Source organism: Dysgonomonas sp. HDW5B, from assembly GCF_011299335.1.
Classification (GTDB): Bacteria; Bacteroidota; Bacteroidia; order Bacteroidales; family Dysgonomonadaceae; genus Dysgonomonas_A.
The window spans coordinates 2,736,753-2,750,070 of the sequence record NZ_CP049858.1 but is presented as its reverse complement, the minus strand read 5'-3'; the positions used below and the strand labels follow the sequence as shown (position 1 = coordinate 2,750,070).

General features: G+C 36.3%; 11 protein-coding genes and 1 pseudogene. 6 read left to right on the top strand and 6 right to left on the bottom strand.

The features are described from left to right. Nucleotides 1-253 precede the first annotated feature (253 nt). A complete protein-coding gene (locus tag G7051_RS11340; protein WP_166200375.1) occupies nucleotides 254-907 on the bottom strand; it encodes a metal-dependent transcriptional regulator in 654 nt (217 codons plus the stop codon). Nucleotides 908-1,026: 119 nt separating this feature from the next. Between G7051_RS11340 and G7051_RS11335 the strand changes: the two genes are divergently transcribed. From G7051_RS11335 to G7051_RS11315, 5 genes and pseudogenes are all read left to right on the top strand, one after another. Beyond that, the gene (locus G7051_RS11335) at nucleotides 1,027-1,305 is read left to right on the top strand and encodes a FeoA family protein (protein WP_221412908.1); all 279 of its coding nucleotides are present in this window, start codon (nucleotides 1,027-1,029) and stop codon (nucleotides 1,303-1,305) included. Beyond that, nucleotides 1,289-3,462: pseudogene (gene feoB / locus G7051_RS11330) on the top strand (ferrous iron transport protein B). Before G7051_RS11335 ends, feoB begins: the two are co-directional and overlap by 17 nt. 94 nt (nucleotides 3,463-3,556) lie before the next feature. After that, the gene (locus tag G7051_RS11325; RefSeq protein ID WP_221412907.1) at nucleotides 3,557-4,762 is read left to right on the top strand and encodes a BamA/TamA family outer membrane protein; all 1,206 of its coding nucleotides are present in this window, start codon (nucleotides 3,557-3,559) and stop codon (nucleotides 4,760-4,762) included. A gap of 232 nt (nucleotides 4,763-4,994) precedes the next feature. After that, the gene (locus G7051_RS11320; RefSeq protein ID WP_166200373.1) at nucleotides 4,995-5,942 is read left to right on the top strand and encodes an ROK family protein; all 948 of its coding nucleotides are present in this window, start codon (nucleotides 4,995-4,997) and stop codon (nucleotides 5,940-5,942) included. A gap of 246 nt (nucleotides 5,943-6,188) precedes the next feature. Further along, the gene (locus G7051_RS11315) at nucleotides 6,189-7,844 is read left to right on the top strand and encodes a DUF6377 domain-containing protein (protein WP_166200371.1); all 1,656 of its coding nucleotides are present in this window, start codon (nucleotides 6,189-6,191) and stop codon (nucleotides 7,842-7,844) included. A gap of 97 nt (nucleotides 7,845-7,941) precedes the next feature. Here G7051_RS11315 and G7051_RS11310 read toward each other — a convergent pair whose 3' ends face one another. Both G7051_RS11310 and G7051_RS11305 read right to left on the bottom strand, forming a co-directional pair. Continuing rightward, nucleotides 7,942-8,889 carry a 3-oxoacyl-ACP synthase III family protein gene (locus G7051_RS11310; protein ID WP_166200369.1) on the bottom strand — a complete coding sequence of 316 codons (948 nt, stop codon included), beginning with the start codon at nucleotides 8,887-8,889 and terminating at the stop codon, nucleotides 7,942-7,944. 181 nt (nucleotides 8,890-9,070) lie between these two features. Then, the gene (locus G7051_RS11305; protein WP_166200367.1) at nucleotides 9,071-9,604 is read right to left on the bottom strand and encodes a DUF4251 domain-containing protein; all 534 of its coding nucleotides are present in this window, start codon (nucleotides 9,602-9,604) and stop codon (nucleotides 9,071-9,073) included. Between the two features lie 171 nt (nucleotides 9,605-9,775). Between G7051_RS11305 and G7051_RS11300 the strand changes: the two genes are divergently transcribed. Next, nucleotides 9,776-10,504 (top strand): ion channel, encoded by a 729-nt coding sequence (locus tag G7051_RS11300; protein ID WP_370521969.1) that lies wholly within the window; start codon nucleotides 9,776-9,778, stop codon nucleotides 10,502-10,504. 51 nt (nucleotides 10,505-10,555) lie between these two features. On the opposite strand, the gene G7051_RS11295 is transcribed toward G7051_RS11300, so the two are convergent. The 3 genes from G7051_RS11295 to tatC all read right to left on the bottom strand — a co-directional run bounded on the left by G7051_RS11295 (nucleotide 10,556) and on the right by tatC (nucleotide 13,317). Further along, nucleotides 10,556-11,047, bottom strand: coding sequence for an isoprenylcysteine carboxyl methyltransferase family protein (locus tag G7051_RS11295; protein ID WP_166200365.1), 492 nt, complete (start codon nucleotides 11,045-11,047; stop codon nucleotides 10,556-10,558). A gap of 1 nt (nucleotide 11,048) precedes the next feature. Then, complete coding sequence (locus tag G7051_RS11290) at nucleotides 11,049-12,113, bottom strand: type III polyketide synthase (RefSeq protein WP_166200363.1); 1,065 nt, start codon at nucleotides 12,111-12,113, stop codon at nucleotides 11,049-11,051. Between the two features lie 325 nt (nucleotides 12,114-12,438). Further along, nucleotides 12,439-13,317, bottom strand: coding sequence for a twin-arginine translocase subunit TatC (gene tatC / locus G7051_RS11285; protein ID WP_166200361.1), 879 nt, complete (start codon nucleotides 13,315-13,317; stop codon nucleotides 12,439-12,441). Nucleotide 13,318: the final 1 nt, after the last annotated feature.

Genomic DNA, 13,318 nt, shown 5'->3' with positions numbered 1-13,318 from the left:
GTATACCCAGATCAAACAGCTTATTTTTGTTTGAATAGTTTTATTTAAGGCCGCAGACCTTTTTATTGCTTTGGCAGGTATAACAAATATAGATTGTTACAACTATAAAATACACCCATAAATTTTATTCTTTAGTTAAGTAGAAAAATAATCAATTACACTTTTCCCGATAACGGGAATGCACTTTATCATGAGAGCAAAACAGTCCGAAGTGATTTCGGACTGTTTTATTCTTTATATAGATGATGTTTGTTTACAATTTCACGACAAGCAGCCTGTCACAGACAAACTTACTCAGAACTTCCGATGTTTTTTGTTGATGGTCAACAGTCATACTTCCATCAAAATTTTCAACAGATTCGATGGTCAATTTCACACCTAGTGTTAAGCTGCGTTTACTCAAAAAATTGAGAAAATCTTCGGAGGAATCTATAACTGCCGAAAGGGTAACTGTTTCACCAATTTTGCAATCGCTTAATCTATGATAGTCTATTTGCGGTATATTTCCCTTTTTATCGGGAATAGGAGATCCATGCGGATCTATATGGGGATGATTTAATAATTCGTCCATCCTGTCGAAAAAAACAGTAGAATCGATATGTTCAATCTGTTCAGCAATCGAATGAACTTCCTCCCAACCAAGTCCCATACGTTCATACAGAAACATCTCGGTCAGACGATGTTTGCGAAGGATAAGTGCAGCTTGTTGTCTCCCTAGTTCAGTTAATTTCAAGGGTTTATAGATTTCGTAATGAATCAAGCCTTTTTCAGCAAACTTTTTCATCATGCTATTTACTGTAGACATCTTGATATCTAATGACTTGCTTAACTCATTTACAGTAGCTTCACCCAGTTTATTTTCCAGATAAAACAAATTCTTCAGATAATTTTCTTCGGTTGGAGACATTGTGATACAAATATATATAAAAAGCGAGCAATATTAAAATAAGAGCCAAATAAATTTGTTTTATTAATCTAACTTTATAATTTTACAATTCTAATCATCATAAAAGAAGAAGGAGAACAATGGGAAATGAAGCTTTACAAATGGAGACCAGCCTATCGGAACTCACCTACGGGGAAGAGGCTGAGATACTTGGTATAGAAGAAAGCTGCAAAGGTGAAATAAGAAGACGCCTGCTCGATCTGGGTTTTGTGAGAGGAACCATCATTACCGTTCAGAACGTTAGCCCATTAAGTAATCCTGTAGCTTATAGTTTACGTAATACACTGATTGCCTTACGAAACGAGCAAGCACAATGTATATTAATAAAGAAACTAACTGACAATGACAAGCGCTTGTAATACATGCAAATACAATACAAACTCCGATCTGAAAAAGATGGGAGAGAAAACCGACACGTTTGATTATACGATAGCCCTTGCCGGAAATCCAAATACGGGAAAGAGTACGGTATTCAATACTCTTACCGGGCTTCGTCAGCATACAGGTAACTGGCCGGGAAAAACAGTTACTACGGCTCAAGGTAGTTTTTCGTTCTTAGACAAGAAATTCAAATTGGTTGACCTTCCGGGAACTTATTCCTTATTATCAACCTCCGAAGACGAAGAGGTTGCCCGAGATTACATTCTGTTTGGTAAACCCGATGTCACTATCGTGGTAGTTGATGCCAGCAGACTGGAGCGAAACTTAAATCTGGCTTTACAGATTCTGGAGATTACCGATAAGGTAGTCTTGTGTGTCAACCTAATGGATGAAGCTAAAAGGCACCATATAGAAATAGACGACAGAACACTTGCCCGAGATCTGGGAATACCTGTTGTTACTACCAGTGCGAGATCAAACGAAGGTATAACAGAATTACTACACACAGTACATGATTTGGCTATAGGTGAGATCAAAACCAGACCTCATCACTTTCAGGATATACCGAGAAAAACCAATACTGCCATTGAGAGATTAAATGAGGAGCTAATTAAACTATATCCTCATCTACCCAACAGCCGATGGATAGCCATGCGCCTATTGGAAGGTGACGAAAGTATAGTTAAGGCTCTTAAAGAAGGGAGATTTCAGGAATGAAAGAAGATAAACAGACACTTGATAATTTATTGAAACTGGCAGAAGAATTACGAAAGGATGTTGGTGACAACTATCACGATAATCTGACCGAAAGTTTCTACGCCGACGCAGCAAAAATAGTAAAAAGCTCAGTTAAATCGGATGACCAACACCGCTCATTCCGAGTTGACCGAGCTATAGATAATATAGTTACGAGTCGGATTTGGGGATTTCCTATCATGCTGCTCCTTCTTGGGTTTGTGCTTTGGTTAACCATAATCGGGGCGAATTATCCATCTCAATTATTATCGTCCTTATTTTTGGATACTATTTATCCGTTCCTGAAAACAGGAGCAGAAAGCCTTAGTATTCCTTGGTGGATAAGCGGATTATTAATTGACGGGGTTTATCTTGCCACCGCCTGGGTAGTAGCTGTGATGCTTCCCCCGATGGCAATATTTTTCCCGTTGTTCACATTAATGGAAGATTTCGGATATTTACCCCGCATAGCATTCAACCTCGATAATCTATTCCGCAAAGCAGGTGCACATGGAAAACAAGCTCTCACCATGAGTATGGGGTTTGGTTGCAATGCTGCCGGAGTAGTAGCTACACGTATTATAGACAGTCCCAGAGAAAGGCTTATTGCCATCATAACCAATAACTTTTCGCTATGTAACGGACGATGGCCTACACAAATTTTGATAGCTACTATATTTATCGGGGCAGTTGTTCCAACAGGACTTTCTCAGATAGTATCCACAGGATCGGTTATTGGAATAGCGGTATTAGGCATCGGATTTACTTTTGCCGTCTCTTGGTTTTTATCCAAAACCATGCTTAAAGGAGAGGCTTCATTCTTTATATTGGAGCTTCCACCCTATCGCCCGCCACGCATATGGCAAACCATTTACACTTCTTTAATCGACCGGACATTGATAGTCTTAGGGCGTGCAGTAGTATTTGCAGCACCTGCCGGAGCTATTATATGGCTGATCAGCAATATAAACATCAGAGATCAGAGTATTGCCATCTGGATGATAGACGGGTTGTCTCCGTTCGGACTGATACTCGGACTGAATGGGGTTATTCTTCTGGCTTATATTGTGGCTATTCCTGCCAACGAAATTGTAATACCAACCATACTTATGCTCACCACCCTTACCTTAAGCAGTATGGGGATAGGCAACGGGGCAGGTGTACTTTTCGAAGGATCGGAGAATGAAGTTGCAAATATTCTGCATGCGGGAGGATGGACATTACTTACAGCCGTAAATCTCATGCTGTTCAGCTTACTGCATAATCCGTGCAGTACAACTATTTATACTATCTACAAAGAAACCCGAAGTGCTAAATGGACTGCGGTTGCCTCTTTGCTTCCTCTTGTATTGGGTCTTGTAGTTTGTTTTTTGGTTGCTCAAATCTGGAAACTCTTCTGACAGACAGCTTCTTATTGTAAATACAGTTCTTTAAACAGTGAACTATTTAACCCGAAATTGGTTCAATAAGATAATCACTGTTCAAGAAGCCCTCATGAGAAAAGCCTTAATAACTATTTACCTGATAATGGTATGTATATGCATATCTTTCACTGCCAAAAGTCAGGAAGAAGGAAGGAAAGTAAATATTATACCCTTTCCCGTAATTGCAACAAATCCTACGGTTGGATTTGCCTATGGTGTTTCTCCCGGATTTACCTGGCATATGGGTAATAGCCAAAATACAAGCATGTCGTCCATTGTAGGTGCACTGGTTTATACCACTAACCAGCAATTACTTTTCAGCGTCAGAGGGAATACCTTCTTGGAGGGAGACAAGTGGAACATTATGGCAGACCTGAGGTATCAGATGACCTCTCAACCAACATACGGACTAGGTACGGGAAGCGGATCGATACATCCGATAGTAAATAACGATTACGGATACTCGGAAAGGCATTATCTCAAAAAACATCAGATGATGGAATATGATCTGATAAGGGCATACATGACGGGATTGAGAAGGTACGAAGACACTCGCTTTTTCTACGGCTTAGGCTACCACTTGGATGTAATATATGATATAGACGATCACTTGCTCAATCTGGATACAATACCTCAACAGATAACACAACATTATAGATATAATAGGCTTAAAAATTTCAGCACGACGGGCAATACTGTATCGGGTGTATCATTAAACCTGATGTACGACAGCAGGGATAATATAGCCAACCCTTATTCGGGACGCTATGCGTTTGCCAGCTGGCGGATAAATCCCAAATTCATAGGAAGCACACAAAATTCGAGTACACTGTGGTTAGAATATCGGGATTACTTCAATCTTTCGGAAGAGCGTCCACGCCATATGATTGCGTTATGGACTTACGGATGGTTTGTCACAAGCGGCAACTTGCCCTACATGAACTTGCCTGCCATCGGTTGGGATATGTTCAGCCGATCGGGAAGATCATATACATCGGGGCGTTTCAGAGGCGAAGATTTAGTATATACAGAAGTCGAATATCGTTTTCCCTTGCAGCGAAATAGCGATCTGTTAGGCGGAGTTATTTTTGCGAACACAACTACAGCAAGCAGTCGCACGGAGAATATCAATCTCTTTCAGAATATAAATCTGGCTTATGGACTGGGGCTTCGTGTTATGATCAATAAGAAAAGCCGCTCGAATGTCAACCTAGATTATGGATGGGCTACGAATGGTTCACAAGGTCTTTTCATCTCCCTGAATGAAGTATTCTAAACAAAAACGACTGATATATTACCCACTTTATTCAACAACAAGCACAGCTACTACCCACTCGCAATCAACAAATTAAAACACCAGTAATAGATTAACAATTCACTATTTTATCCTCACGCAGAGGTTTGTTTCCTGCAATAAAGTATATTTGATTAAAATACAGAATCCCGAGCATATCAGGATTCTTTTTGATTAAAACAACTTCGAATAAAAGGAAAATCAGAATATAAATATGAAAGAGACCTATCTGGCAATCGATTTAGGCAGATCAGAATTACATATCGGAGAGGTAAATGCAAAAGGGGAAATTCTTCACTCCAAAAGATACGGAATTGGTTATATCAATCAGACAACAACCCTTGCTGTTATTAAACGATCGCTCGAAGACTATATAGTAACGGATGGGTGGGCTACTGAATCAAGACCTATCGCAATGGGAGTCAGCCTAGTGGGAAATGTAAATAATAGAGATGGAGTCTGGTTACAAAATGATTCAAAAGATAACCGGTCCATACATTTAGCTAAAGCTTTACATGGAGTGTATGGTATACCATGTTACATAGAGACCAATATAAAGAGCATAACGAAGGCTGAAAGATTATGGGGAAACGAAAAGCATCCGGATAATTTCGTCTACATAAATATTGGTTCCGATATCGATGCTGTATTTGTTGTAGATACACAGTTAACTCACAGTTCATATTTTGGGATACAAGATGTGAAACACATGGATGTAGGAATAGATATTGGGATCAAATGCAACTGTGGGCGGTACAATTGTGTGGAATGTATTGCCGGAGAAGCCGGTTTTGATAAATCCGCACGATTATTAAGCAATACTTACTCAACCAATCTTTATATACCGCACGACGAAAAGGTTAAAGTAGATATTAAAGAGATTTACTTTCTATCCCAACAAGGTGACAGTCTTTGCACACAACTGGTTGATAATGCTGTTAATGGAATAGCAGGTTTAATCATGAACTTAATCAGAATAAGCAATCCCGATAAGGTTATTATAGGAGGAACTATTATGGCAAATAACTTCATATACCAAAGGATTATCAAAATACTGAGTAAAGCAAATTTACGTTTAGATCCTCATAATATCGTATTAAGCCGATTTACTCCTCAGGATGCAGGACTAATCGGTGCAGCAGCTGTAGCGATAAATAAATAAACATCCTGTTTTAGTTCTATAACCTTAATTCTATAAGCTCTATGTTAATTAAGAAGGCAGCTCAGGCGTCTACTTAATAAAACTAGATCATCTTTTGAACAGTTCTAATTTTTAGCCAAACTTTTATTTTTGACTCTTAAGTAATCGTAAGTATACAATACAACTCCATCTCAGCTATAAATCGATAGTTGCATTTATACTTACCTAAGTAACAAATAGGTTTAAGACCTTAAAATTATTATCACTATGAGAAATCTTTCGCTCTTTTTTATTCTCTTTCTCCTTACTATTCATCCTTGCCGGGCTAATAATGAACTGGACTCATTATTCATCGAATTAGACAATAAGATAAAAAAAAAGGATATCTATATTGAACTCAAAGAAATAAGAATTAAAGAATTAAAAACGGAGAGTACCAGCACTAATTTATCCATAAACAACGCCTATGCATTAAATACTCTTCTGTACAAAGAATATAAATCGTATATATCCGATTCTGCAATTGCTTATCTGAATAAAAATCTTGACTTAGCTGTCATCTTAAAAGATCAAACCAAGATAAACGACACCTCTATAGCTATGGCGAATCTTTTTGCCATACTGGGGATGTACAAAGAAGCTATAGACATGATTGACCGTGTAAATAGAGATTATCTGGATAAATCACAAATGATAGAATACTATTCAACCCAAAGAATCATCTACAATAGTTTAGGCTTATACTCTCATAATAACAGGGATAAATCACGATATCAACAAATGGCAAAAGCCTTTAGGGATACATTATCTAATATTGCCGATAAATCATCGGAGGCATATCTCAGGATAGAGGAAATCCAATTAAGAATCGATGGACGCATTTCGGATGCACTACTTGTAAATAACAGACGATTAAGTATGACTGTAATAGGAACTCCTGAATATGCATTGGTCACTTTTAATCGCTCTTTATTGTACCGCAAAAACAACGATACGATTATGGAAAAAAAATACTTGATATTATCCGCCATTTCGGACATTCAATCATCCATCAGAGACAATGCATCTATACCTATTCTGGCCAACATGCTTATGCAGGAAGGAAATATCGATCGGGCATACAAGTATGTCCGCTTCTCGTTAGATAATATAAATGATTACAATACACGTTTCAGAAGTTCGGAGATTCTAAGCATTCAAACAATAATAGAAAAAGCATATCAAAAAAAAACTGTAGAACAGAATAACAAATTACGGCTTTTTCTGATATTGATAAGCGTATTGTTGGTTTTGCTCACTATATCTATTTTTTATGTGTATAAGCAGATGAAAAAGGGAATCATAATCGGAAAGCGGTTAAAAGAAGCCAATCTCGAATTAAATACTCTGAATCAGAAATTACATAATATGAACAACGAACTTCGCAAGCTGAATATGGAAGTTGTAGAGGCCAATCAGATTAAAGAAGAATACATTGGATATTTTCTGGACGAATGTTCTAAATATATAGATAAACTAGATGCTCTCAGAAAGACTATAAATAAAAAGATACAAGAAAAGCAGATCGAAAGCCTTTATAAAATGACCAAGAATAACAATATGAAGGATGATGAACTGAAAGAGCTGTTCCGCAATTTTGATATTATGTTTACCCATCTGTTTCCTGATTTTGTGGAAAAATTCAACTCTTTGCTGATGGATGAAGAACAAATCATTCTAAAAAAGGGAGAAACTCTAAATAATGAACTTAGAATATATGCACTTATCAGATTAGGAATTGATGACAGTGGTAAAATTGCCAATTTTCTAGGGTATTCTGTCAATACAATCTATAACTACAGGGCTAAAACAAAAAATAAAGCTAAAATTTCGCGTGAAGATTTTGACTGGACAGTAAAAAAGATCGGGACTTTCCGAAAATAATCAACCCGATTCCTTTTAAAGGCTATAATACAAAATTTGCGGAGGTTGTTATCTCCGCAAATTTTGTATTATAGTTCTATCTTGGTATGATTCTCTATCAATTTTTCAGCAACAAACATGTTCCGGCTGAATACCCACCTCCAAAAACGGAGAGGCAAATCAGATCATCTTCACGGATCTTATCATAATTTTGAGCAAGAACCAAAAGGGCACTTGTAGATCCCGTATTGCCTAACTCCTCAATATTAGTCATTGTTTTATCCTCTGAAATATCCAATTCCTTGAGTACATGCGATATTATTCTTTTATTGGCCTGATGTCCTATAAAGTAAGAGAGGTCATTAATAACATATCCGTTTTTATCCAGAATATCTTTCGTATTTTGCACCAGATAAGTACAAGCTCGCATAAATACGTCTCTGCCATATGGCATTCGTAGGTCACCACTCGTCAGATCAAGAGTCACGGCCTTAGGTCCATGCCCAATATGGGCTAACCCTTGCGTTGTTATATCCACAACTCTTAATTCATCATCCGAGTATTTTTCTGATGAAAAAAAGTATGCAGTAGCTGCATCTCCCCATAAATGACCCGACATAGAATCTTTGTCATCCGAATAACTGGAATTCCGTTCGGCACAAATAAGCAAAGCCTTTGTTGCGATATGAGTCTTAAAAAAAGATTGTATAATTTCCATCGCATTCACTGCCGATGAACAGGCTGATGAGATCTGAAATACTTTAGCCTTTCTCATTTCAAATTGCCTTTGAATAACATGAGCTGTTGTACCAATAGTATCAGACAAAGTGTATGAAGCAAATATAATAAGATCTATATCAGTTTCGCTATATGGTAACAGAGGCAATGCCTTCAACACTGCCTCTGTACACATATAATCCATAGTTTCTTCTTCTGTAGCTCTGGATCTGGTCAGGATGCCGGTTCGTTGATATATCCAATTTGCATCGAGTCCGTTAATATCCTTAAAGTGATCGTTTGAAATTCGTTGGTCAGGAACGTAATAACCTATAGCGTTAATATACATGATTGAATAGTTTGATTTTAATCTATAAATATATTTACAAAATCAAAATCTGGCGTTCGATTTAATCATAAAGTTATTATTTGATCTTGTTTTTTATATTTATTTTAACAAAAAGTCAGTTTTTAAATATTTTCAAAAAAAAATCAGACTACCATGTATTGTAAGCCATATTCACGATCGATTATAGTGCCCTACCTTTAAACACATCCGATTCGGATTTCGGATATAAATAACCCGAAAAAGTTATAACCCGACTATTAAAGTTGGGTGTTACTATTGCTGTACATTGATTACTGCCGGCTACCATATTAATAGTTACCACTGCTGATACTCCGGTACCAAATACATTCATAGAGAAAGTAACATTTCCTTTTTTGTCTGTCTTCATTTTGATATTCGATGCTCTCCCGTCTAATGTAATGCCCCCCATTCCGTTAGGTCCGGCGTACGGAGAGTTGAATGCCAACTGTATAGTGGCTTTATCACCAGTCATAGAGACAAAATTTGTACTGGGAGATACATAGCTATAACGCCCATTTTTAAAAGTAATACGGTCTGCTTCAAGTACAAATTCATTACTATTTAAAGCCTGTACTGCTTTTTGAAACTTGAATTCTTTCTCTGCATTTTTTGCCTCTTTAACCGCAGGATCCTGAGTTTTACATCCCGATAAGATCAACACGATAGATGCTAATAAAAATAAAACTTTTTTCATATTTCTAAATTTATGTCAATTTTTAAGTTCTCACACTATAAACAAATTAAGTCACAATAAAGTTTGTTTAAATATTATTATAATTTTGCATACATCAATAGTCGTCTGATTAAACAACTATTCATTCTATATTGTTTAGTTGTAAAAGAATAATCTGAAATTCTAAAATAAATAAATTCGATGCTTACAAAATATGCTTTCACAAAGGATAAATTTCTTGATATACTACATATTATCATTATTTTGCTTTCTGTTTTTCTGATAATATGTATTTCTGTTGATACATTTAATAATATATCGTTCCTTACACAAGGTTCATATATGAAAATACAACTGTGGGTTTGTATATTCTTTCTGTTTGACTTCGTTTTAGAATTAATTCTATCCGACCGCAAGTGGCATTTCATCAGTACAAATTTCATATTTCTCATAATATCCATTCCTTATCTCAGTATAATAGAACATTATCAGATCACATTCTCACCCGAAGTAAACTACCTGATTCGCTTTATACCGTTAATAAGAGGTGGTTATGCTTTGGCTACTGTTGTCAGTTGGCTAACAAAGAATAAGATATCCGGACTCTTTGTTTCTTATATTACTATCCTAATAGCCATAGTATACTTTTCCAGCCTTATGTTCTTTGTACTGGAACATAAAGTAAATCCTCAGGTCTTAAATTATTCTGATTGTTTATGGTGGGCGTTTATGAATGTCACAACCGTAGGTTCCAATATTTATGCACAAACGGGAGTTGGAAGGATATTGTCTGTTGTTTTGGCAGCATTGGGGATGATGATGTTTCCTATTTTCACCGTATATATAACTAACATAGTGGAAATGAAGAACAAAAAACGTAAATCATCAAAAAGAGAGCATACTGAACAAATAAACAATTAAGCTTAATAATTGAATTAGTTTCAAGTATGCACTAAATAATTGAGAAAATACTCAAAGCCTCAAAGCTTTATTTTCTTCTTTAATTCTGAAAGCCAACATCACAGCATTAAGCAGAGTAAAAATAATTGCAGTGTAATATAACTGAAATACAAGAGGTATAATGGCTATTTCGGCAATTACCACTATATAATTGGGATGTTTTAAATATCTGTAAGGACCTTTATTTATCAACGGAAAATTGGATACACGATATATCTTCGTATTCCAGAATTTACCTAAAGACGAAATAATCCAAGCCTTAAATGCAATCAGTATCAAAAATAAAATAAACAGATAAACATTGAAATATACTGTTTGAGTCAGAGTGTATTCAATAATTAACGAGACGAAGAAAGAAGCGTGAAGTGCAACCATAAAAGGGTAATGCTCTTTCCCATATTCGACCGCACCCTGCTGTAACAACCACCGTTCATTGCTACGGGCAAGCACTAACTCTCCGATACGCAACAAAATCACAAATGAGATAAAAAGGATAAAAGCCATATTATTGTTTTGTCATTTGAAGTAAAACCATTTCGCACGAGAAACCGGGTCCCATCGACATCATCAAACCATAGCCGTCTTCGAAATCCTGAGTAAAGAATCTTTCCAATACATATAATACAGTAGCGCTCGACATATTGCCGTAATTATTCATGACCTCTCTTGTTGTCTTCAAAAAATCGCCTTCTACTCCTAATGCTTCTTCATAGGAGGTGAGCACTTTTTTGCCTCCGGGATGAAATATAAAGTTTTTTATATCTGAAATCACCAGATTATTCTTAGCTAAGAACGAACTTACATCGTGCTTTACATTATTAGCTATAATATTGGGGATACCCGAAGAGAATAAAACCTTAAAACCACTATCGGTAAAATTCCATCCCATAATATCAAGCGAATCAAAATACAGTTTACTTTCGTTAGCAAGAAATGATATTTTGCTTTTAGCCTTATTTGCATAATTATCTCCGACAATTAAACAGGCTGCGATTCCATCCGAAAATAAACTGGAGCCTATAAAATTACTCTTGGTAAAATCGTCACGCAAAAAAGTGAGAGAACACAATTCAACAGCCACAAACAACACTACGGCATCTGCATTCGCCTTAGCCAAGGTGCATGCTTTAGCGTAGCCTGAAACTCCTCCTCCACATCCCAAACCAAATATGCTCATACGGTTGACATGCTGATTCAATTTCATTTTATTGGTTATCAAAGCATCCATACTTGGTGTAGCAAGACCGGTGGTAGAAACGAAAATAATATCGGTTATATCCTCCTTACTTATTTGTGCGGTAGCTATACAATCCTCAATTGCCTGAACGGAGTATTCAAGAGAAAGCCGGATATATTCCAGATTTTGTTCCTGAAAGGAGTGAACTTGCGAGTAGTAATCAAGTGATTTACATAAATTACGCGTAATTATTTCAGTATTATCAAATGCACTCAACATTCTCACCACTTCAGGAAAAGAAGGTGAAAACAGTCCTTTTGCATATTCTTTTACACTTTGTTGATCTGTTTTGAATGGAAATTCTATCTTAGATATAGCTGCTAATGAAGGCATAATTTTATGATTTACTGACAATAAAACGTGCGTGTTTTGTTACACTTCCACATTAAACAATTAGTATGGAGTAATAGTTCGGACTATCATCCTGTAAACCTTATCTATAACAAAAGCGGTTGACTAATATTTTCATATTTGTCAACCGCTTTGAATTAAAAAAATCAATCTTATTTAGTCTGTGATTATGATAGAATTAATTCAAAATAAGTAAAAGAAAATATTTAATGATACATTTTAAAGGCATAACAACCTATCGCTGTTTTGCTCGCAAAAGTAATAAATAGTTCTGCGAACTTAATCTAATCTCATTATTTTGCGTTTATTATTCAACCCGCAATTCTTCAAGCCTTTGTTCGCTATCATCCTCTTGATCTTCATCAAGCTCTTCTTCCTCATTTTCTTCTTCCTCTTCCTCCGGAGCTGCTTTTACAAAAAGTGCACTTAACTCAAACAGAAAGTAGAGAGGGAAAAATACAATGGAGAGAGTAAACGGATCGCCGGATGGTGTAATAAATGCAGCTGCAACCAACAGTCCAACAATAGCATGCCTCCGGTATCTTGTAAAGAGTGATCTATTTAATAACCCAAATTGAGAAAGTAGCCATGATAGCAATGGTAATTCGAAAACTATTCCCATCACAAAAATAAGCATCAGGAAATTATCCATATAGGAATCCAATGATATCTGATTAACAATGATATCACTCAATTGATAAGTCGCCAAAAAGCGTAAAGTCATCGGAAAAACCAAGGAGTAGCCAAAAAGGCAACCCACAAAGAACATAAGAGTTCCAAAAACAAATGCCCACCTCATACTTTTTCTCTCATAAGCATATAGTGCCGGCTTTAAAAAACGCCATACCTCATAAGCAATATAGGGGAAAGTAAGAATGAGAGCCAACCAAAAGGAGGTTGTCATGTGCGTAAAAAACTGGGAAGCCAGATTAATATTTATAATATTTACTTGAAATGTATTGTCACAAAAATCGGGCAAAAAAGATACTGAAGATGTTATTTCACAGAGATATCTATACAAGAAGAAGTTTGAATTGGTAGGAGCCATCACAACATTCTCAAATAAATAAGGCATGAAGATAAAACCTATAATTGAAAACACAATTAATGCAGCTCCTGACCTGAATAAAGACCAGCGGAGCTCTTCCAAATGATCCCAAAAGGTCATTTCTTTATTTTCTTTCATA

Coding starts and splice junctions, on each gene's coding strand:
- G7051_RS11340 (WP_166200375.1), bottom strand. CDS start 907: ATGTCTCCAACCGAAGAAAATTATCTGAAGAATTTGTTTTATCTGGAA.
- G7051_RS11335 (WP_221412908.1), top strand. CDS start 1,027: ATGGGAAATGAAGCTTTACAAATGGAGACCAGCCTATCGGAACTCACC.
- G7051_RS11325 (WP_221412907.1), top strand. CDS start 3,557: ATGAGAAAAGCCTTAATAACTATTTACCTGATAATGGTATGTATATGC.
- G7051_RS11320 (WP_166200373.1), top strand. CDS start 4,995: ATGAAAGAGACCTATCTGGCAATCGATTTAGGCAGATCAGAATTACAT.
- G7051_RS11315 (WP_166200371.1), top strand. CDS start 6,189: ATGAGAAATCTTTCGCTCTTTTTTATTCTCTTTCTCCTTACTATTCAT.
- G7051_RS11310 (WP_166200369.1), bottom strand. CDS start 8,889: ATGTATATTAACGCTATAGGTTATTACGTTCCTGACCAACGAATTTCA.
- G7051_RS11305 (WP_166200367.1), bottom strand. CDS start 9,604: ATGAAAAAAGTTTTATTTTTATTAGCATCTATCGTGTTGATCTTATCG.
- G7051_RS11295 (WP_166200365.1), bottom strand. CDS start 11,047: ATGGCTTTTATCCTTTTTATCTCATTTGTGATTTTGTTGCGTATCGGA.
- G7051_RS11290 (WP_166200363.1), bottom strand. CDS start 12,113: ATGCCTTCATTAGCAGCTATATCTAAGATAGAATTTCCATTCAAAACA.
- tatC (WP_166200361.1), bottom strand. CDS start 13,317: ATGAAAGAAAATAAAGAAATGACCTTTTGGGATCATTTGGAAGAGCTC.